The organism is Pseudanabaena sp. Chao 1811 (assembly GCF_027942295.1).
In the GTDB taxonomy this organism is placed as follows: Bacteria; Cyanobacteriota; Cyanobacteriia; order Pseudanabaenales; family Pseudanabaenaceae; genus Pseudanabaena.
In genome coordinates this window covers 2,115,365-2,135,535 of record NZ_CP101416.1, presented here as the reverse complement: position 1 = coordinate 2,135,535, position 20,171 = coordinate 2,115,365, and the positions used below count along the sequence as shown (strand labels likewise).

20 protein-coding genes are annotated in these 20,171 nt (G+C 42.5%); 6 read left to right on the top strand and 14 right to left on the bottom strand.

The features are described 5' to 3' along the window. Nucleotides 1–3 precede the first annotated feature (3 nt). The 3 genes from NMG48_RS09830 to NMG48_RS09820 all read right to left on the bottom strand — a co-directional run bounded on the left by NMG48_RS09830 (nucleotide 4) and on the right by NMG48_RS09820 (nucleotide 3,317). Nucleotides 4–1,308 carry a glycosyltransferase family 4 protein gene (locus tag NMG48_RS09830; RefSeq protein WP_271255049.1) on the bottom strand — a complete coding sequence of 435 codons (1,305 nt, stop codon included), beginning with the start codon at nucleotides 1,306–1,308 and terminating at the stop codon, nucleotides 4–6. A gap of 154 nt (nucleotides 1,309–1,462) precedes the next feature. Continuing rightward, entirely contained in the window at nucleotides 1,463–2,437 is a 975-nt protein-coding gene (gene pip, locus NMG48_RS09825; RefSeq protein WP_271255048.1) for a prolyl aminopeptidase, read from the bottom strand. 100 nt (nucleotides 2,438–2,537) lie between these two features. Further along, complete coding sequence (locus tag NMG48_RS09820) at nucleotides 2,538–3,317, bottom strand: ABC transporter permease (protein WP_271255047.1); 780 nt, start codon at nucleotides 3,315–3,317, stop codon at nucleotides 2,538–2,540. A 258-nt stretch (nucleotides 3,318–3,575) separates the two neighbouring features. On the opposite strand from NMG48_RS09820, the gene NMG48_RS09815 reads away from it, so the two are divergent. Next, complete coding sequence (locus NMG48_RS09815; RefSeq protein WP_271255046.1) at nucleotides 3,576–4,634, top strand: AI-2E family transporter; 1,059 nt, start codon at nucleotides 3,576–3,578, stop codon at nucleotides 4,632–4,634. Between the two features lie 33 nt (nucleotides 4,635–4,667). Here NMG48_RS09815 and NMG48_RS09810 read toward each other — a convergent pair whose 3' ends face one another. Together NMG48_RS09810 and NMG48_RS09805 are read right to left on the bottom strand one after the other, a co-directional pair. Then, complete coding sequence (locus NMG48_RS09810) at nucleotides 4,668–4,949, bottom strand: YciI family protein (RefSeq protein WP_271255045.1); 282 nt, start codon at nucleotides 4,947–4,949, stop codon at nucleotides 4,668–4,670. Nucleotides 4,950–5,021: 72 nt separating this feature from the next. Next, nucleotides 5,022–5,195 (bottom strand): hypothetical protein, encoded by a 174-nt coding sequence (locus NMG48_RS09805; protein WP_169362710.1) that lies wholly within the window; start codon nucleotides 5,193–5,195, stop codon nucleotides 5,022–5,024. A gap of 269 nt (nucleotides 5,196–5,464) precedes the next feature. On the opposite strand from NMG48_RS09805, the gene NMG48_RS09800 reads away from it, so the two are divergent. The 5 genes from NMG48_RS09800 (at nucleotide 5,465) to NMG48_RS09780 (ending at nucleotide 9,514) form a co-directional block, all read left to right on the top strand. Continuing rightward, on the top strand, nucleotides 5,465–5,767 hold the full coding sequence (locus NMG48_RS09800) for a nucleotidyltransferase family protein (protein ID WP_271255044.1): 303 nt from the start codon (nucleotides 5,465–5,467) through the stop codon (nucleotides 5,765–5,767). After that, nucleotides 5,757–6,104, top strand: a complete 348-nt coding sequence (locus NMG48_RS09795) for a HepT-like ribonuclease domain-containing protein (RefSeq protein WP_271255043.1) — start codon at nucleotides 5,757–5,759, stop codon at nucleotides 6,102–6,104. Before NMG48_RS09800 ends, NMG48_RS09795 begins: the two co-directional genes overlap by 11 nt. 85 nt (nucleotides 6,105–6,189) lie before the next feature. Then, nucleotides 6,190–8,130, top strand: coding sequence for an SUMF1/EgtB/PvdO family nonheme iron enzyme (locus NMG48_RS09790; protein ID WP_271255042.1), 1,941 nt, complete (start codon nucleotides 6,190–6,192; stop codon nucleotides 8,128–8,130). Between the two features lie 124 nt (nucleotides 8,131–8,254). Further along, nucleotides 8,255–8,437 (top strand): hypothetical protein, encoded by a 183-nt coding sequence (locus NMG48_RS09785; RefSeq protein WP_271255041.1) that lies wholly within the window; start codon nucleotides 8,255–8,257, stop codon nucleotides 8,435–8,437. A gap of 480 nt (nucleotides 8,438–8,917) precedes the next feature. Next, nucleotides 8,918–9,514, top strand: a complete 597-nt coding sequence (locus NMG48_RS09780) for a Uma2 family endonuclease (RefSeq protein WP_271255040.1) — start codon at nucleotides 8,918–8,920, stop codon at nucleotides 9,512–9,514. A 44-nt stretch (nucleotides 9,515–9,558) separates the two neighbouring features. Here the strand turns inward: NMG48_RS09780 and NMG48_RS09775 are convergent, their stop codons facing one another. The 9 genes from NMG48_RS09775 to sfsA form a co-directional block, all read right to left on the bottom strand. Next, entirely contained in the window at nucleotides 9,559–11,175 is a 1,617-nt protein-coding gene (locus tag NMG48_RS09775; RefSeq protein ID WP_271255039.1) for a B12-binding domain-containing radical SAM protein, read from the bottom strand. A gap of 132 nt (nucleotides 11,176–11,307) precedes the next feature. Next, complete coding sequence (locus NMG48_RS09770) at nucleotides 11,308–12,894, bottom strand: B12-binding domain-containing radical SAM protein (RefSeq protein ID WP_271255038.1); 1,587 nt, start codon at nucleotides 12,892–12,894, stop codon at nucleotides 11,308–11,310. A gap of 66 nt (nucleotides 12,895–12,960) precedes the next feature. Beyond that, nucleotides 12,961–13,422: a YlqD family protein gene (locus NMG48_RS09765; RefSeq protein ID WP_126384435.1), complete on the bottom strand. Its 462-nt coding sequence runs from the start codon at nucleotides 13,420–13,422 to the stop codon at nucleotides 12,961–12,963. 60 nt (nucleotides 13,423–13,482) lie between these two features. After that, nucleotides 13,483–15,369: an AMP-dependent synthetase/ligase gene (locus tag NMG48_RS09760; RefSeq protein ID WP_271255037.1), complete on the bottom strand. Its 1,887-nt coding sequence runs from the start codon at nucleotides 15,367–15,369 to the stop codon at nucleotides 13,483–13,485. 167 nt (nucleotides 15,370–15,536) lie between these two features. Beyond that, a complete protein-coding gene (locus NMG48_RS09755) occupies nucleotides 15,537–16,646 on the bottom strand; it encodes a hypothetical protein (RefSeq protein ID WP_271255036.1) in 1,110 nt (369 codons plus the stop codon). 141 nt (nucleotides 16,647–16,787) lie between these two features. Continuing rightward, nucleotides 16,788–17,012: an Hfq-related RNA-binding protein gene (locus NMG48_RS09750; RefSeq protein WP_126384444.1), complete on the bottom strand. Its 225-nt coding sequence runs from the start codon at nucleotides 17,010–17,012 to the stop codon at nucleotides 16,788–16,790. 206 nt (nucleotides 17,013–17,218) lie between these two features. Continuing rightward, nucleotides 17,219–18,352: a tetratricopeptide repeat protein gene (locus tag NMG48_RS09745; protein ID WP_271255035.1), complete on the bottom strand. Its 1,134-nt coding sequence runs from the start codon at nucleotides 18,350–18,352 to the stop codon at nucleotides 17,219–17,221. 43 nt (nucleotides 18,353–18,395) lie between these two features. Further along, on the bottom strand, nucleotides 18,396–18,920 hold the full coding sequence (locus NMG48_RS09740) for a hypothetical protein (protein WP_271255034.1): 525 nt from the start codon (nucleotides 18,918–18,920) through the stop codon (nucleotides 18,396–18,398). Between the two features lie 428 nt (nucleotides 18,921–19,348). Continuing rightward, nucleotides 19,349–20,056 (bottom strand): DNA/RNA nuclease SfsA, encoded by a 708-nt coding sequence (gene sfsA, locus NMG48_RS09735; RefSeq protein ID WP_271255033.1) that lies wholly within the window; start codon nucleotides 20,054–20,056, stop codon nucleotides 19,349–19,351. Nucleotides 20,057–20,171: the final 115 nt, after the last annotated feature.

Genomic DNA, 20,171 nt, shown 5'->3' with positions numbered 1-20,171 from the left:
ACGTTAATGGCAAATAGGAGATTGAGGAGATTGTGGTCGGGTATTTCCAGTCTCATAATGCTTTTTTAGCCCCAGAGCTTCAATATATCTAGGGATAGCTTGATCAATCGTGTAATAAAGCTCCAGAAATCTACGGGCATTTTTGCCAAGTCTTTCTTGAATCTGGGGATTTGCCGCTAGCCAACAAATGTAATCCGCCAAACCCTGTGCATCACCATTATCAAAGTAACTGCCACAGTCTCCTTGATCCACCATTTCACGTAAATAGTTATTGGGAGGACAGATTACGGCAACGGGTCGCTCCGCCGCTAAGATGCCATAGATTTTCGATGGGGCGATCGTGTCACCAACATTCGGCAAAATGCTTACTAAAGAGAGATCACAGGCTGTAAGAGAAAAGGGCAGAACTTCCCGATCTTGGTAAGGCAATTGCAGCACATTTGGCAGTTCACCTGCGGCGATCGCTTTAGCCACAACCTGTGAGCCAACACCATTGCCTATGAACAAAAATTTAATATCAGGGCGATCGCTCAGCAACTGCATACATTTGAGAATTGTCCGACTATCATGACAGCGCCCTAAGTTGCCTGAGTACAGCACTACAAAACAATCAGTTAGTCCATATTGTCGAGCAAACCAATTCTCCGACTTAGCAAGGGGACGAATAAATTTAGGATCTGCCCAGCTATGAATCACATGAATTTTGTCAGCCAAATATTTGTTTTTTTTGACTAAGAGCTGCTTCATTGGCTCACTTAACACAATTAAAGATTCCGCCCTCTCCCAAACCTTAAGATTTACAAATTCCCAAAATTTGATGATCCAATGATCGGGAGCAACGACCCGCAAGCGCACAGCTACTTCAGGATAAACATCATAAATAATGCAGCTATAGGTATGCCCAAAAATCTTGTTATAAAACCAACCAATTAATCCCAAAAACGGTGGAGCTGAAGTTAAAACTAAATGCGAACCGCGTATACTTTTACGCCGAAATTTAATTACACATCGGAGGAGGAACAACACACTACTAACAACTTTATTGCGAATACGCTTAGACATCAGATGGATCGAACCAGTCCGCCTTACAAATACACCATTAATCTGCTCTTGGTGTTCTACATCCATTTGTCTAAAGGCGTATCCTGGCATTCCCGTAAACACACTGACATCAAAGCCCTCTTGCACTAGCGCAGTAGCTAAGTCATATATAAATTGTCCAGTCGCTGCATAATCAGGTGGATAAAACTGAGTAATTATACTAATGCTAGTTTTTAAGCGCTTTTTACCTGCCATTATTTTACTCATTAGTTATTCTTCCGTACCTGTTACAACTAGCTACGTATCAGGTTGTGTCGAGTGGCTTACCACGGCGATCGAGTTTGATTCCTAAACCTTTAAGTCAAGGTTTGACAGCATTACATAAATGTCTGCGTAACTATAACGTAAATTTGATTTAGAGTTATGATTTAGCGCTACTTTGTCTGGATTTACCGTCTGACATACGATCACCAGCCTCGATCAATGCACTCCTGATACCCACCTCAGTCATGGAGTGTCCCGCATCAGGAACAATTACAAATTCTGCTTCGGGAAAAGCTTGATGTAATTCCCAAGCCGTAAACATGGGGCACACTACGTCATAACGACCTTGGACAATCACCGTTGGAATATGGCGAATGCGATCAATGTTTTGCAATAGCTGCTGTTCAGATGTGAAAAAGCCTTTATTCATAAAATAATGGCACTCAAGTCGGGAAAAGGCATCAGCAAAATCTTCTGTCCCAAAGCGCTCAATTAATGATGCGTCAGGAATCAACTTACTAGTGCTTGCCTCCCAAATTGACCAAGCACGGGCAGCTTGTGATCGCACTTGTTGGTCATCACTGGTAAGACGACGATAGTAAGCGGAAATCATATCGTCACGTTCATCGATAGGGATCGGTTGCAGGTATTCTTCCCAAGCATCTGGGAAAAAGTAACTAGCTCCCTCTTGATAAAACCAATCCAGTTCTTTTTTTCGCAGCAGAAAGATACCCCTCAAAATTAGAGCCTTGCAATATTCGGGATAGGTTTGGCTATAGGAAAGCGCAAGGGTACTGCCCCAACTGCCTCCTGACACAGTCCAGCGATCGATGTTCAGATATTTCCGTAAAGTTTCAATATCCTCCACCAAATGCCATGTGGTGTTTTCACGAAGTTCTGCATGGGGTGTACTTTGACCACAGCCACGTTGATCAAATTGGACAATTCGCCACCAATTAGCATCAAAATACTGTCGATAAATCGGTTGACTACCACCTCCAGGTCCGCCATGCAAAATTACGACGGGTTGACCTTGAGGATTGCCTGATTCTTCAAAATAAATTGTGTGTAAATCTGAGACTTGGAGGAATCCTTGGTGATATGGCTCGATCGCTGGATATAGTTCGCGCATAGAAAGCAAGAATTTATAGCTCGGTAAATTATGGAAATGCTAAATATAGCGCCAAAAGAAAGAAAGGGTCGCAAAGCGACCCTTTCTTTCTTTATATTTCTTATAAATGACTTTCTTTTCGTAACATCCGTTTATAGGCAAGCCATCCTGAGGCGATCGCCACAATAAAAAATCCTACTAAAAATCGCAAGTGGATCAGCATGTCTGTACTGGTTAAAGATTTGCTATCGGTTGAGAGGGCTGTAAAAGCTTCGCTCATGTGATAGACAGGATTGAATTGGGTGATTAACAGTAAATCCTTCGATAAAAAGGTGGTAGGGAAAAACGCACCACCTAACATCAATAGCGGTACGCCAAAACCTGCCACTAGCGAATTCACATCTTCGACCTTACGCGCAAATTTAGTGGCAAGGACAAATCCCATTCCCACATAGGAACCAATGCTCGCCAAGATCACTAAGGCTCCCACCGCGATCGATCCACTAAAGCGCACTTCCCAAAAGGCAGCTACGGTATAGATAATCAGGGTTTGCCCCACGCCAATCGCGGCATAGGCAAAGAAAATACCTAAGAAATAAGAAATTCCGTTAATTGGGGAAATTAATAAACGTTTAATGGTCAGACTTTCCCGCTCAGCGACAATGGTGGACATCGTGCCGCCGAGACAGCTAAAAAATAGGGCTGAGCCAATTAATGAGGCAGGAGCAGCCAGTTTGAAAGATTCGGCAGTTGTAATTTTTGAGCCTTCCGCCAAGACAAAGCCATTGAGCAAGAGCATCGAAATGGGGAAGATTACCCACAGGAGCAAGGTGCGGTATGTCCGAAATAGTTCTAATAAAATACGTCGCCCGATCGCGATCGCTTCATACCCATAGTTCATGTGAGCTTTGCAGTGATTGATTACTTGTATAGTAATTGTAAAAGTAGGATCAGCTTTCCAGTCATAACAGGTTGCATTTTACCTAATAAAGCCCCAAAAGCGGTGGCGCACGCGCAGCGTGCGCCACCGCTTTTGGGGCTTTATGTTTTTATTGAAAATATTGCAAAACAAAATTTTTAATAAAAATATTGTGATTTACCTGACGACCAAGTAATGTAAATCAGACAAAGATCAAAATCCTAAGATAGAAGCATAATTGTGTTAGATGGCAAAACTATCTTTAGCAAATACCTCAAACGCTTTTTAATTGCAGCGATCGCGATTTATCTTGCCTTTCGCTTGCGTCAGACTTTGCAATTATTACTGACCAGCTTATTTTTAGCTGGAGCAATTTCCCCCATTATTGAAAAGATTACCAGCGTGCGGATCAATATTCGCAACTGGCGCATTGGTTTAAATCGAGTCTGGGCAGTTGTATTACTTTATCTAGTTTTATTAATCATCGTGGTCTTAGCGATCGCCCCAGCACCGCAGATTATTTTAGAACTTGGTCAATTTTTTATTAAGCTTCCCAATCTACTAGAGCAAATTCAACTTCCCAAAGGAGGACTATTCAATCTCAGTCAAGAACAGCTCAATCGCATTCTCCAAACTCAACCACTCATAGATCAAGCTCAAAATTTTGGTAAGGAAATTGTGAGCCAGACCTTTGGGTTTACTCTCCAAATTTTTAATGCGATCGGTGTGGGCATTTTAAGTCTCTTGATTACTGCCTATATGGTGATCAATTCCAGTAGTTTAATGCGGCGATGTTTAAGCCCTTTTTCTAAAAGAGTTCGCCATGAAATCGAATTTCTGATTCCACCCATTACCCGATGTCTGGGAGCCTATGTGGTCGGTCGCATCGGTACTTCGACTTTGTTGGGATTCTGTACTTACTTAACCCTCTCTCTATTTGGCATTCCCTATTCAGGAGCATTAGGGTTATTAGTAGCGATCGCTAATCTTGTGCCCTATATCGGTGGTTTAGTTGCCCTAGGTGCGATGTTTATTGCTGCATGGGGTGTAGATTTTAATCGAGGGGCGATCGCTCTTTTTATCTGCTTTAGTCTGCAACAGATTGAAGCTTTTATTCTCCAACCGTGGCTCGTCGCCCCCTATCTCAACCTCGATCCCTTTGAACTTCTACTTTCCATCATTGTCGGTGCAGAGCTATTTGGAGTAGTCGGCGCAATCATCGCTCCACCGATCGCAGGCACGGGCAGAATACTCTTCAATCACTTTGCTAGTCCTGCTACAACTGATTCGGAAGAATAAAAGGGCGCAAAGCGCCCTTTTATTTAGTAATTATTAGTAAACCTGAATCCATTCATGAACTTCGTAGTCTGTCCAAATCCCATTTTGCCAATACGGATCGGCTTCTACTAGTTGCTTGGCGGAATCTAAGTCAGGAGCAGCATATACCGCAAATACTTTAGTGACATCTTGAGTCGGGCCAATGGTTAATAACTTCCCAGCTTCGTGCAAAGCTTTCAGATTATCTAGATGTGCTTGGCGAAAGGGAGCGCGTTTTTCGAGGACATTTTCGCAATAGCTGCCCCACACCACAAATTTCTTTAATTCGGTACTCAATTTCCTAAAAATCCCAAAAAATAAATTAAATAATCAAAAAGACTGCTGAGCAGTCTTTTTGATTATTTAATTTTAGTTGAAAAACAAGCGATCGATGATCAAAGCAACGGCTGTGGCGAAAGCTGTTACCCCAATCGCTACAAAAACATTTTGACCTTGACTCACACTAAAGCAAGCAACTGCGCCTGCACCCAAACCTGCTGTAACTGCGGCAACTACAGGATCTTTAGTTGATTTATTGTACATTTTATAAAATACCGACCCTTAGAAATTTTTTTAATAATGGTTAGCCTACAGCAGTCAACAAAATCCGTTGAGGGTTCTCAATAATTCTTCACCCTAATGCAGGCACACCCCTCTGGGGTATGCCTCCACAAACCCAAAATCTACAAATGATTTAAGACTGCTATAGCAATCGTGATTTCTACTACAAGTTCTTTCTCAAATGGGAACATTTCCCATCACTTTTTAGGATTGCTATATGATGCATTTATAGCTAACTAAAATAAATACAAATGAGTAATATTTTAAGGCGCAGTGAAGTATTAAGAATCATTGATGAACATAAGGAAGAGTTGCAAAAACTGGGTGTGCGATCGCTTGATTTATTTGGCTCTGTTGCAAGGGATGAGGCGCATTTAGGTAGTGATGTCGATGTCTTAGTAGATTTATCGCGTCCAACTGGGTTAATAAAATTTATTGGGATTCAGCACTATTTACAGGATTTGCTAGGCTGTAAAGTGGACTTAGGAACGCGAGAAATGCTAAAAAATTCTATTCGTGAAATTGTACTTAAAGAGGTTGTCAGTGTCTTCTAGAGCTTGGAATCTAAGAATTCAAGATATTTTAGACTCAATAAACGCGATCGCAAAACGTTTGGAGGATTTAACTTTTGAAGATCTGGTGGCTAATGAAACTATAGCTAAGGCAGTTTTGTATGACTTTGTAATTATTGGTGAGGCTTCGGCTAATCTTCCAGATGACTTACAACAAAAATATCCTGAAATTCCTTGGGATGCAATTATCTCAATGAGAAATAGGGTAGCTCATGAATACTTTCGTGTAAGTTTAGAAATTGTTTGGGATACTTACATTGAAGATTTTGAGATTTTAAGAAAACAATTAGAGTATTTACTTCAGCAAGAGCAGCAATAACCCAGTAATTAGCAACAGAGCTTCCACCACCTTTGTTTTTTGTATGATAATAGTCAGTCAATAATCGCTCAAAAATCTGCTAAATATGACCAATAACAATGACGGCAAGCGCGAGATCAAGATTTACAAGAAAACCTATCGCTTGCCAGCACTGTCGGGGGGTAAACTCGATCAATTGCAAAAGCAAATTCGTCAGCGTAATGAGCATTTGAGCAAGGGGCGATTAGTTATCAAAAAGGAAGAAAAACGAGGCATATTTAGTAAAAAGGTCATTGAGCATAAAACTCGTCAGGCTCTTAGCTTTGAAGAACGCTATCGAGAGCTAAATGAGATCGTGCAAAATTATGATGAAATGGTGCAGGTTCTCAAGCACCATCAGTATGACTATCAAAGGTTCTTTCAGGAATTAGCGAAAGAGATTAAGGAAACCATTGGCGAAAATTGTAATGAGATCGCTGAAAAAGAACAAAAGCGCCTGCTCAAAGAACAGCAAGAACGCCAGAAAGCGAATCCTAATCCCCAAGCTTTAGCGATGCTGGGCAACATGCAGTCTCAACTTTTTGAAATTGCCAAATCAACGGGCTATGCGGCGGTACTGATGCTCAAAAAATTAGATTTGATGAGTGAGAGCTTAAAACGTATTGCTAGTGATCAGGATTCTCAAAAGCAGTTATTGGCACAAGTACTGGAAGAGATTAGGTCACAAAAGGATCTCTATGAGTTGCAATTAGAAATTAATGCACTGCAAGCTAAAACTGCGGAGTTTGTGGATATTGCTCTGAATTTTGAGGAATACATGAAGCCATTTATGGGCAGTTTTCAGGATTTATTGACTAATGTCTCAAGGGTAGACAAAGAGCTATCTAAGGCAATGGATGAGATTCAGAATATTGCGAACTTGCTAGAAGCACAGCAGTTTCGCAGTATTGAGTCTGATCTCGAATCTCAACGTATTGCCAATTTCTTAGCAACTGGTGAAATGAAAAAAGATCGACTACAGGATGCTCTAGAGCGAATGGGTAATGTGCGATCAGAGTCGGAATTTGATGCTCGGATGATGGGAACTGGTAATGGAGTGACAATTTCTGAATGTTTAGGAAATATTTGTGATTTTCTGGATTTAAAACTTGAGTCAATCACTGAGATTGAAGTGCCTGCGATCACTATGGATAGACTAGAAGTTTATAGCCTCTATGCTTCTAAGGCAGTCGATACACTTACGATCTCAGCGAATAAAACAGATATCCCCATTCCCTATGCTTCCAATGAGGGCTTGACCTTAGATCTCAATGGCGTAAAGCTAGAATTAGTAAAGGTTCCCACAGGAAAATTCATTATGGGGAGTTATGAGCTTGACAGTGAGAAACCTATTCATGAGGTACAGTTACAGGAATTTCTAATTGGCAAATATGCAGTGACAAATGCTCAATGGCAAGTGGTGATGAAAACTAAAAGTGGTGAAATGTATGACAAAAAGTTTCAACGTGATTTTCAACAGCCTGTAGTGGGAGTGTCTTGGCATCAGGCTAGGGCATTCTGTAAAAAGCTATCAGAGCAGATAGGAAAGTCAGCAAGACTACCCACTGAAGCGGAATGGGAATATGCCTGTCGCGCAGGTACGACTACGTCCTTTGCTTTTGGTAAAGTAGTTACCACTGATCAAGTTAACTATAATGGTAACTATCCCTATGGTGATGCACCCAATGGCAAATATCGAGAAGTAACAGTAAATGTGGATAGTTTTCAGCCGAATGCATGGGGTATTTATCAAATGCACGGCAATGTCTGGGAATGGTGTTTAGATGAGTGGCACGATAACTATGCTGATAAACCAGAGAATCTCAAGAAGCAGGGAAATCAAGCTTGGGGCAATATCAACATAAATGATAATGACAATCGTTATCGCTTACTTCGTGGTGGCTCTTGGCTCAACTATGCAATCTATTGTCGGTCGGCTAATCGGTTCAGGGGGCGCGCACGCTTGCAGAACGACTATACTAGCTTTCGGGTTATTGTCACTTTTTAAGCGAAAGAAAATCATCTGTTCTTTGCTTTTTTCTCTTTTGCCTTTTATCTTTTCCCCTTTCGACTCTGATGATCAAAAATTTTTTACAATATACTTGAAATCATCTAACGAGAAATCCAAAAAGATGACTATTAAAGAACAAGTTCTAAATGCAGTCACCGAACTCCTTCAAAATGTTGACTTTGAGGATATATTAGAGCGTATTTATTTTCTCTACAAAGTAGAGACAGGATTGCAACAAGTTCAGGCAGGAGACACGCTTACCCACTCACAAGCCATGCTTAGTTTAAAAACATGGCACAAATAAAGAAGTGATTTTTCTCAATTACCGTATTGTCTATTCCTTAGAGAATGACACAATCTATCTTCTGACAATATTTCACGCTTCAAAATTGCTAACAAATTTAAGCGATGACATCGGGTGATAAATAGATTTTGAAATACAGATAAAATTTTTAAGAAAAAGTAGGGGTTAAGCATTTGCGCCACAATTCCAAAACTCCTCACCAAAATCTCAATCCGCAAATGCTTAACCCTCTCCCCTTTCACCGATAAACTATCCCTGCATCGTGGTTTTTCATTTTGCCTACGGCAAAATGAAAAACTACAATAATAATTGTCCCTGCGTTATGAGATTTAGGACAGAGCATTCCCAAATCAAGGGAATCTGAGGATTTATAAATCTGTGTGGGAATGCTTTGTCCCTACAAAATCTTTGTCAATCCAAAATTCTGACAAAAGAGGATGATTGCTATAATCACCATATCGCTCTGCTTAGGAAAACATCATGACTCAAGCGATCGCACCTCCAAATCTCTCAGCCAATGCCCCAGAGGACAAACTGCTCTGGACAAGTGCTGACCTCGAATTGTTACCTGACAACGGCAACCGTTATGAAATTATTGAAGGAGAACTTTACGTGACGAGAGCGCCCCACTGGAAACATCAAACCACTTGCGGCAATTTTTACTTCGAGCTAAAAGCTTGGTCAAAAATCACAGGATTGGGCTATGCCGCAGTGGGTGCAGGTGTAATCTTTGGCAATAAGGATGATGTGATTCCTGATGTGGTGTGGCTCAGTAAAGAAAAATATGAAGCTTTGATTGATCAATCTGGACACCTACTTGGTGCGCCTGATCTAGCGATCGAGGTGCTATCGGCAGGAACTGATAATGAAAAGCGCGATCGCGAAGTTAAGTTAAAGCTCTATTCATCACAGGGAGTTTTGGAATATTGGATCGCTGATTGGCGAGAAAAGAAACTCCAAATCTATCGACGTGAAAATGGAGTTCTCAAATTAGCGATGACCCTATTTGTAACCGACACCCTCACTTCCCCATTATTACCAGAATTTTCTTGTCCCCTATCCCAGATTTTTGAATAAAGCAAAAGAGTCGCTTTGTGACTCTTTTGCTTATGTTGAGATTGCTACTTCACTTCTTGTAAATCCAACTTTTTCTCCACAGGTACAACCTTGGGTTGAAGCACAGGAGGATTAGCGAGATAATCTGCCAATTGAGCTTCAATCTGTTCACGCACAATCGAGCGATATTCGAGGAAATGCTCACCCTGAGCGCAGACTGATAGGTAGCTGGTGACGACATTGGGATAGCGCTTCATCAAGTCAAAGAGATTAATCCAGAATTGGAAACGGGTTTTGCGAACAAAACCTTGTCGCCAGCAGAGAATTAGTAAAGCTTTAATCGCAGTCCAATCAGTTTTCTTCTTCTGATCAGTCTTCTCACGCTTGATGCGCTTGTATGGCGACTCACCCAAAATCAAGAAATGGCGGTAGGTGCGATTGAGAAAGACAAGGGGATCGTAAAGAGTCCAAAAGGCATGAACATATTCCGTTGCAATGTCTTCCAAAGGACGAGTAGGCATGAAGTTCATCAAGGTGGTTTGATGCCCATTGCTATTCTGGGTAATCATCCGTCCTTCCTTATTCAAACGATGCCATAGACCTGTATCAGGCAAGGCTTGCAGCATACTGAATAGCGCCGTAGGAACTGCCGTGAGTTCGACAAATTGAACAATGCGATCGCCTGCTCCTTTCTTTTCACCATCAAAGCCGATGATAAATCCTGCCATCACCCGAATCCCTGCTCTGGCGATATTGATCACCGATTCTGAAAGCGGATCACGATTGTTTTGGAACTTCTTGGTGAGCGCAAGACTATCAGTGTCAGGGGTTTCAATGCCAAGGAATACCGATCCAAAATTACATTCCACCATCATCTGCATCATTTCAGGATCTTGAGCAAGATCCACTGAGGCTTCCGTAGCAAAGGAGAAGGGATAATTGCGCTCCTTCATCCAAGGCTTCAGTTCTTGCAGCATCACTTTCACGTTGCGCTTGTTGCCGATGAAATTATCATCGACCATGAAAATGCTGCGTCTCCAACCAAGATCATAGAGACATTGCAATTCCGCCAGAATCTGAGCAGGAGTCTTAGTGCGTGGCTTCCGTCCATAGAGAACGATGATGTCGCAAAATTCGCATTGGAAGGGGCAACCGCGAGAGAACTGTACCGACATTTCCGCATAACGATTCATTTCTAGGAGATCAAACCGAGGAATCGGCGTATCTGTCACCGCAGGCTTTTCGCCATTGGCTCGCAAAATACCACTGCGATCGCCTCTTTTGATCGCCTCGACAAACATCGGTAACGTAATTTCCCCCTCATCGAGAATCAAGAAATCTGCGCCCGAAACCTTTGCTTCTTCAGGTAAAGCGGTGGGATAGGGACCGCCCACAGCAACTAATTTGCCGCGTTTTTTCGCCTCTTGAATTTGCGCGAGAAAGTCATCCTTCTGCACAATCATCGCCGAGAGAATCACCACTTCCGCCCATTCCCATTCGGCTTCAGTGATATCGCGCACATTGCGATCGACGAGTTTAAATTCCCAAGTTTGGGGCAAGATCGCGGCAACCGTGACCATCCCAAGGGGTGGAAGCTGAGCCTTATAACCAACTAATTCTAGTGTTTTCTCAAATGACCAGAAGCTTTTCGGAAATAACGGATAGACGAGTAAAACACGCATTATATTTTGGGGTTAATTGATAAAACAAAACCCTTCTCAATTCCTATTAATAAGACTTGCTTATTAACAAGAATTAAAAAGGGTTATTAGAAAATAAAATCTTTCAATAGATAAAAGATTTCGCTACATAGACTAGCTTGCTAGATCTAATTCTCTGGCTGGAGTGGGAGTTACAAGCTTTAGACGCTCTTCCTCTTGCCAATAGGCGGCTAATTGTCCTTCAATTTCACGACGGACAATATCGCGGTACTCCATGAAATGTTCATTGTGGGCGCAGACGATCAGGTAATGCTCCCACACCGCAGGATTCTTCTTGATCATGCTAAATAGATGATGCCAGAACTTCCAACGGGTATCGCGCTTGATGCCTTGCCGCCAGACGATAATGGCTAATGCCTTCAGGTCGGTAAGGGTGGGAAGTTTGGCTTCCACCTTAACCCTTGGTGCGCCAAGCTTTAAGAAATAGCTGTAAACGCGATCGAGGTAGGCATGAGGCTCATACAAAGCACAGAAAGCTTCCACATATTCGCGGGCAATTTCCTCGACGGGGCGCGTTGGCACAAAGTTCATCAAGGTGGTCTGATTCAAGTTGCCATTCTGACTGCGTAATCGTCCTTCTTTTTCGAGACGATGCCAGAGGGCAGTATGGGGCAATGCTTGCAACATTGCGAAGGTGGTGGTGGGGATGCCTGTTAGTTCGGCAAATCTCACAATGCGATCGCCTGCTCCTTTTTTCTCACCATCAAAGCCGATGATGAAGCCCGCCATGACGCGAATCCCTGTTTTGGTGATGGCTTCCACCGAATCTAGTAGTGATGACCTTGTATTTTGAAACTTCTTGGTCATCTGCAAGCTATCTTCATCGGGAGTTTCAATGCCAAGGAATACGGCATCGAAATAACATTCCACCATCAGATCCATGAGTTCTTGATCGGCGGCGAGATCGATTGAGGCTTCGGTGTTGAAGCGGAAGGGATAGCCATGGGCTTTTTGCCATTCCTTCAGTTCAAGCAGGAGTAAGCGCACATTGCGTTTGTTGCCGATGAAGTTGTCATCGACCATAAATACACCCCGTCGCCAGCCAAGGCTATATAAATAGTCGAGTTCGGCTAATAACTGAGCAGGACTCTTGGTACGCGGCTTGCGTCCGTACAAAACGATGATGTCGCAAAATTCGCATTGGAAGGGGCAACCACGGGAGAACTGCACCGACATTGAGTCGTAGGCATCAAATTCTAAGAGGTCAAAGCGGGGGACGGGCGTAGTCGTGACATCGGGCTTTTCATTGGTGCGGAAAATGCCACTGGGTTCACCCTTAGCGATCGCCTCGACAAACATCGGTAGCGTAATTTCACCCTCATCCAAAATCAGGTAATCAACACCTGCGGCTTGGGGTTCTTCGGGCATTGAGGTGGGGTAAGGACCACCGCAGGCAACTTTTTTGCCACGGCGTTTCGCTTCTTTAATCAGGGATAGCAGGTCATCTTTCTGCACGATCATTGCCGACAGAATAACCATATCCGCCCATTGCCATTCCGCCTCCGTAATTGTGCGAACATTGCGATCGACCAATTTAAAATTCCATTCTTGGGGCAAGATCGCCGCAACAGTAATCAATCCTAGAGGAGGTAGTAGCACCTTGCGATTTACTAGCTCTAGGATTTTTTCATAAGACCAAAATGTTTTTGGAAAAAGTGGGTAAACCAGTAGAACGTTCATACCTTTTGGGGTTTAAGTGGGCGGATATGCTTAAGGACATCCCTTAAGAGGAGATGTCCTTAAGCTTTAGACAGCAGGGAAACCAGTACGGATATCTTCGATTACGCCATCGCGGAGGACTATTTCCACACGCATCTGAGCAATCAAGTTATCGCCTTTGGCAGCAGGGAAGTAGCTATCAAGTTGTCCTTGAGAAACTTCTTGTTCTAGTTCCAAATTTTGCACTTGGGTCAATTGGGTTAGCAATTGATTCTTTTGTTCTAATAATTCGGCTTTAACGCGATTCATTTCTGCCCGAATGCCTTCAAGAGCATTGGATACTTCTGCAGAAAATGGCTTGATACTTTGGCGCTCAATTTCATTGATTTGGCGAGAGCCTTGGGCATCAACTTGCTGTACTTGGGCATCGATTTGAGCAATTTGTTGTTGCAGTTGTTGCTGCATTTCCTCTTTCCAGCGTTGCGTCACAATCACTTGAATATTTGCAGTGCGACGTAATAAAAGCTGATTAGAAAAATCGAAACTCACAGTTATCTCCAGTTGGCTAATAATTTATGTTGATGTGAAAGAGGCAAAGCCACTTTCACATCATGAAGTAAACATTTTGACAATAATATCTTGATAACGCTCAAATACGATGTTACGTCGGATTTTGAATGTCTGCGTGAGGAACCCATTTTCGATTGTAAAGGGTTCAGGCAAGAACTCAAAAACACCAATGCGATCGTTAATGCTATAGCCGGGGCGGTTTTGCACTTCACGATTCAGTTCTTCGCGATAAAGATTACGAATTTTAGGCTGATTCAACTCTGGCAAAACGCTTGATAATGTTGAATCGGGGGGAATTAAACCCGCAGATTCCAGTGCTGAAAGGTTAGGAACGATTAAAACACCCAATTGTTTCTGGTCTTGCCCCACTAAGACGACCTGATCAATATAAGGACTGCGAATACAGGCATCTTCAATAGGCTGAGGTTCAATATTCTCGCCATTAGTCAAGACAATCGTATCTTTGGCGCGACCTGTAATTACTAGATCTTGCCACTTGCTGACATAGCCCAAATCGCCTGTATCAAACCACCCCTCTGGATCGATCGCCTTAGCTGTCGCTTCAGGATTTTTGTAGTAGCCCTGCATCACTTGGGGACCACGAATGAGGACTAATCCTTGATGACCAATTGGCACATCGGCTCTGGTAGACATATCGACGATGCGGGTTTCGGTCTGGGGCAAGGGCTGCCCATCTCCACCACGAATATTGCGATGTGGACGGCGCACATGGGTAATCGGTGAGGTTTCGGTCAAGCCATATCCCCCCAAAATTTCGATGCCGACAATTTCATAGAAGTCTTCGAGGTGTTCAGCGATCGAGCCACCACCGCTAACAATGTATTTAAAGTTGCCACCCGTTGCTTCGCGTACTTTTTGATAAACCAATTTATGACCAAGTTTGTGAACTGCCCATAGTCCCAAAACTACCAGTGATGCTTTAAATTTGTCACCTAGAGAAGGATAGAGATTTTCGACATTTAAGCCTTGGACAACCCGTTTGGCAGTGATGTATTTTTGGCTAGCTGTGAGGAAAAATTTGACTAAGCGCTGTTTGCTCTCAGGTTGATCACGAAAGTTTTTTTGCACACCTTCATAGATTGATTCCCACAGACGTGGCACAGCAACCATGTAATGGGGTTTATGTTCTTTTAGATCCTTTTTGATGGTGCGGAGATTGGTGTAAATCTGCGTGCAGCCTTGGGAAAAGATAAAATATTCAAAGGTGCGCTCGTAGGAATGCCATGTGGGGAGAATACTGAGAACTTTTTCGTTAACTTGCAATTTTAAAACTGACTGCGCCCCTTCCACTTCGTAGAGAAAATTGCCGTGGGTGAGCATGACCCCCTTGGGTCTGGCAGTTGTCCCAGAAGTGTAGATCAGCGTTGCAAGGGTGTCGCGTTTGATAGTTGGATTACCTAAATCCTTGCTGCTACCTTTATCTAATAATTGTTGAAAGTTATAGGCTCCTTCGGGTGGCGTTTCGTCCGACAGCAAAATAATTTGTTTGACTGGCAGGCTATGCAATTCTGGTTCGAGCTTTTTGAGGGTCGCCAGATTTTCGACCACGATCGCCACGCTATCACTATGCTCAATGATGTAGAGCAGTTCACTCCGCTCAGCTTGCGAACTTCGCGTAGCATTGGCTGCCCCGATCGCTAAAATCCCCTGATCGGCAATCAACCACCTTGGTGAGTTATCGGCAATGAGTGCTACCTTGTCGCCAAAGTTCACACCCAGCGATCGCAAACCTGCCCCGAACGCATTAATTTGTTCAAAGGTATCTTTATAAGAAATTCGCACAGGTGGCTTAGCATGGGGATCGTAGAGAGCGATCGCATCAGGATGTGATTCTGCTCCTTGCTCCCATATTTGCCAGAGACTATTGAATTGTTGTACCTGCGAGGTATGAACAGAATTGGGCATAAACTTCAAGGTTTTAACTAATTTTTAATTATTTGGGATTTCTAGAAATCATATTTAAAACTAAGCATTAATTTAAGGATTGCGTAATCCCTAAAAACATAGATTATTTATAATGGTTGCCATTTGCTGTTATGCAGGACGTTCCTTTACAGTGCGTGATGTACTGATCAAAGAACCACTGTTTCATAGATTTCTTTAAGCAGTCCTTTTTGAGTACGACCACTTTTAGTTTTGCCACCAATTACTAGTAGCCATAATTCCGTGAATTGCCATTTGTATATTGGCATAGGATGGGCAGTCAAATTCCGTAATTTGGCAACTTGATCGATTTTGCTGGCGGCTTTGCGATTAGAGCGCAACCATTGCGAAAGTGGATGTTGCCATTGTTCGAGAAATTCATTTACTAATTGGCGATCGCTGGAGGATATTTTCTGATCATTAAACTTTTGGTAATACAGGCGATCGTGATCGTCACTAGATAAATACTCTTGATTTAAAACTTCTTCACGAAAAGTGTCCCATTCCTTCGCAATCAAATAGGGCAAACTCCCAATTGTATATTTGCCTCGATTTCTCAATGTCACTCCCGCAATTACAAATTCTTTTTGCTGCGAATATTGCTGACACATAAACCGATAAAAACTTTTAAAGAAGCTATGCACAATCTCGCGTTCAACCACACTAGCAATGTACAAACACGAAGGCTTATAGTCAGAAAAGTTCTCCGTAAAAATATCTGACTCTACTAAATATTTATGCTTGTAGGCACTAAAAAGGTCTTTACGACTTGCCGTTTCTAGCTGATGCCAAGCATTTTTCCCTAACCTTTTGAGTAATTTCGCCTCAATTTCTTGCTCATCATAGTTAAAGACGGATGTAGTTTGTTGCTCAGATAAAGCTTTAATTTGATCGCGCAGATGGAGTATTTCTTCTCTTTCCGTATCTGACAAATCAGCCTTTTCTTTAAAGATCGATATCTCTGCATTTAGCAAGCGGATTTGCTCGTCTTTATCTTTGATTAACTTTTGTTTTTCCTCTAGGTCTAGTGCAGTAACTGCTGCCTTGACTAAGTTGTAGTAATTACTCTTTAAAATATCAACTTCTTGGGAGGTAGCACGACTCTTGCCCCGCAAAGCAATTTTTTGTCCCTGCTGCACTGCGAGAATTTCACCTTCAGGATTGCGGATTCTTAATTCCTTAATCTCGCCCTGATCGCTAGAAAGCGAAACCACACTACATTCATATTTACGCTGGCTATAGTAAAACTCCGCTTTCATATTGCGTTATTGCGATCGCTATTTTTAGCAGTAGAAATTAGCATCAGAGAATAGACAGCACATTGCACCGCCTATTCTAATTGTGACAAATCATCGAGATTAATGCCCTGCGATCGCAAATAGTTAGCTAATTTTTCTGCCTTAGCCCTTGATAAAGGCGATCGCATGTTGCCAAATCACCACTTTATGACCAGATGTGTCTAGGCAAATACATTGATCATCAATCCAGCTAATTTTGCCCCGCAATTGATCGCCTGTAAGCAGTTTAATTTCAACTTCATGCTTGTCGCGAATAATGCCATGAATCCGACGAATACTTGGTAGAGAGGTGTTGAGTCCGATTTTGGTTGCTGTTGGTGCGCTCATCGTCTTACCTGAGACAGTTTTACGAATATTATCATCAAAACCAATTTTATTTTTCAGCGATTACAGTACTGAAAATTAATTAATAAAACTTACGGAAACAAGCCAAGAACTTAAATTCTTGGGTCAAAGCTATTTAACAAGGAGCCGATTTTTGTGGTGCGGCTTCGCCGCACCACAAAAATCGGCTCCTTACTCATGTCCCTAATTTAAGTTGCCAGATCGACATAACTAAAAATAGTGCTGCTATATAGCTGAAAACTGTTGTCCCACAAACTGGGCTTAGGTCGATCAAGGTTAATATGCGTTACCTCGATCGCATTTAAAAATTCTGGATAAACAATTGCCATTTCCGCGAAACTTTGAAAATCATTGGCAGTTTTTGCCTTGGGCATCGTTCGAGTAAGCCACTTACTTAATTCTGTCCAATGTTCTTGAACGGTTGGGGCAATATGCTTGAGCGATCGCTCCACAGGCAATTGCAAACCAAACTCAAAGCGGTACTGATTGTCATGAAAGCGGAGAATCCCTGCGCGATCGCTAGTTTTGCCATTCACTTTGTAACTCCGCAGATGTAAATCGCAAATATGGACACGATCTAAAATTTGTTCCTTACGGGCAAGTTTGTGCTTAGCATCGACCACCACCACATCACCAAAGGTTGGCAAAATCCCCTCTACTTTCACAATCACATCTTGAGGAGCAAAAGTAATTTCATCAATACCTGCGATCGCCTTTATTTGAAGATCAGCTTTTGGGTGAACTTGAAACTCACTAAAATATTCAACTTGGTAAACAGGAATCTTGGCGATCACGTCAATACTTAACCAAATCGCCGCAATGCCATAATTTTGTAAATCTTCACCATAGGCGCGCATCTCCGCCAATGTCCCCGTGCGAATAATTTTGGGATGGCGATTAGGGATTTTAAATCTTGCGGTATAGGGATCAGTACGAAAAATGCGGGCAATTTTGGCGATCGCCCAGTCTTTGCGCTCTGGTGTCACTGGCAATAGCGCAAGATAGGCAAGACTAGAACCACCCTCAAGTGCTAATAACTCATCAATCCTGCCTTGACGAGCATTTACCTCAGCCATCTCGATCGCCAGCAAGCCTTGACGCGCCTGTGCGATTAACTTAGCAGGTAACTGAGCCTTAAGCAGACGGCGAAAAATCTCCTCAGCTTCATTGGGTTTGCCCATAGCATCATAGAGGCGACCCTGCAAAATCCGTAACTGCGGATCGTCAGGAAAATCTGACAGCAATTGCTGAAGCGTTGCTGAAGCGGCGGAGAACTGTTGATGAGCGAACTGACTCTCAAACGCAGCTACGAGATCTTGCATGAAGAAGTTTTTAGAGGTATCAAAAGCATTTAACGCGACCTTTCTAGAATCGTAGACCTAAACCAGTTTGCAACGAAGTTGCAGATGTACCTGGAGAATTACGATAGGCATCAAAGGCAAAAATGACGTTACCAAATAATACTAGATTGCTATTAGGTACGGTGTAATCAATCCCTGGTTGCACAACAAAACTATTTTTGTTGCCGACGGGAGTGGTATCAACGGTATTAGAAAGTGATACCCCTGCACCGATGTAAACATCTGTATCAAAGTTGAGTGGTACATCAAAGGAAACAGTAGGTACAACTGCGGTACTGTTGCCAATTAAAATTTGCGTGCGAATAGAAACAGGAAATTCAAGAAACTTATAACGGGCAGCGATAAGACCAGATGTACGAGAACTTTCACCCGCCGCAGAATTACCACTGGTAAACCCAAAACTAGCCCCTGCCCCTAAGTAGCTACCATAGGCAGGCTGGGCATTGGCTGAGGGGACGGCGATCGCGGATACACAACCTAGGGCAGTTAAGCCAAGCAGTATCTTACTTAAATTAGTCAAATTTTTCACAGATATCCCTTCCTTATATAAGAAACAATTTATTGATTTATCTTTAGGAATAACCCCTTCAGGCAGACAGACTAGCATAAGTTGGATAAATTGGCGAAAAATTTTACAACCAAATACAAGAAGTTACAAGAATTAGGCAGCACCTTCTTAGCAAAATGAAATCCCCCAAATGGAGATAGCCAAAGTTTGGACAAAGTTGTATAGTAGGTAACTATCGAGTAATACTCGCAGCAAACAAAGACTTTTACATAGTACGCATCTATTGACCTATGGCAGAATTAGCAGTCTATTTTGTTTTGAGCGTCGGAGTGCCTTACACATTCTGGACAATTGTGAGACCCTTTACAGATTCTTAGAACTCCAATAATCCAAAAAGTATGTGATACAACTCCATACTTTTTGGAATTTCAGGATCTTAAGCTTTGAGTTTATAGATCTGCTAAGCCCAAATAAGTGATTTTTGTCGGTTCGATCTTAAATCGACAGGCTAATACCTTAACGCCTCGGGTGAGTGCCTCTGCGAGTAGTTTCGTATATTCAGGATCGGCTTCTGCTCCTGCGGCAAAGCGATCGCAATCTCCACGATTAATAAAGAAGATCAGAGCGGCAGCAGTATCTTCCGAAATTACCGACATGAGTTCGCGCAGGTGCTTTTGTCCGCGTGTCGTCACAGTATCAGGAAATAAAGCTAAATTTCCCATACACCAAGTAGTATTTTTAACTTCCACATAGGTTCTTTTTCCATTAGCAGCATCTGTGAGGAGAAAATCAATACGGCTCTTTTCATTACCGTAAGCCACTTCACTCTTCACGGTTGTATAAGGTTCTAGCTCTGGGAGCAAATGGCGATCGAGCATATGTCCAATCACCCGATTAGGAAGACTCGTATTCACTCCAATCCATTCATTATCCAAATAAATTGCTTCCCAACTATAGGCGAGTTTGCGCTTAGGGTTGGAGTGATAGGAAACCAAGACAGGACTTCCTATTTGACATACTCCCGTCATTGGGCCTGTATTTGCACAATGGGCAGTGATTAGCTCCCCATTTTCTAGTTCTATATCTGCAAAAAAGCGCTTGTAGCGACTAACTAGATGACCTATGCGTAAATCGGAATAAGTATGGACTTGTGTCATTTTTTATTTCAGCATAATCATCTCAAAGCGTTGGCAATACTAGCACAAAGGGAGAACCAAGAAATATGTTTCGCACGCTTCGCGTGCGAAACATATTTCTTGGTTTCAAGGTTAT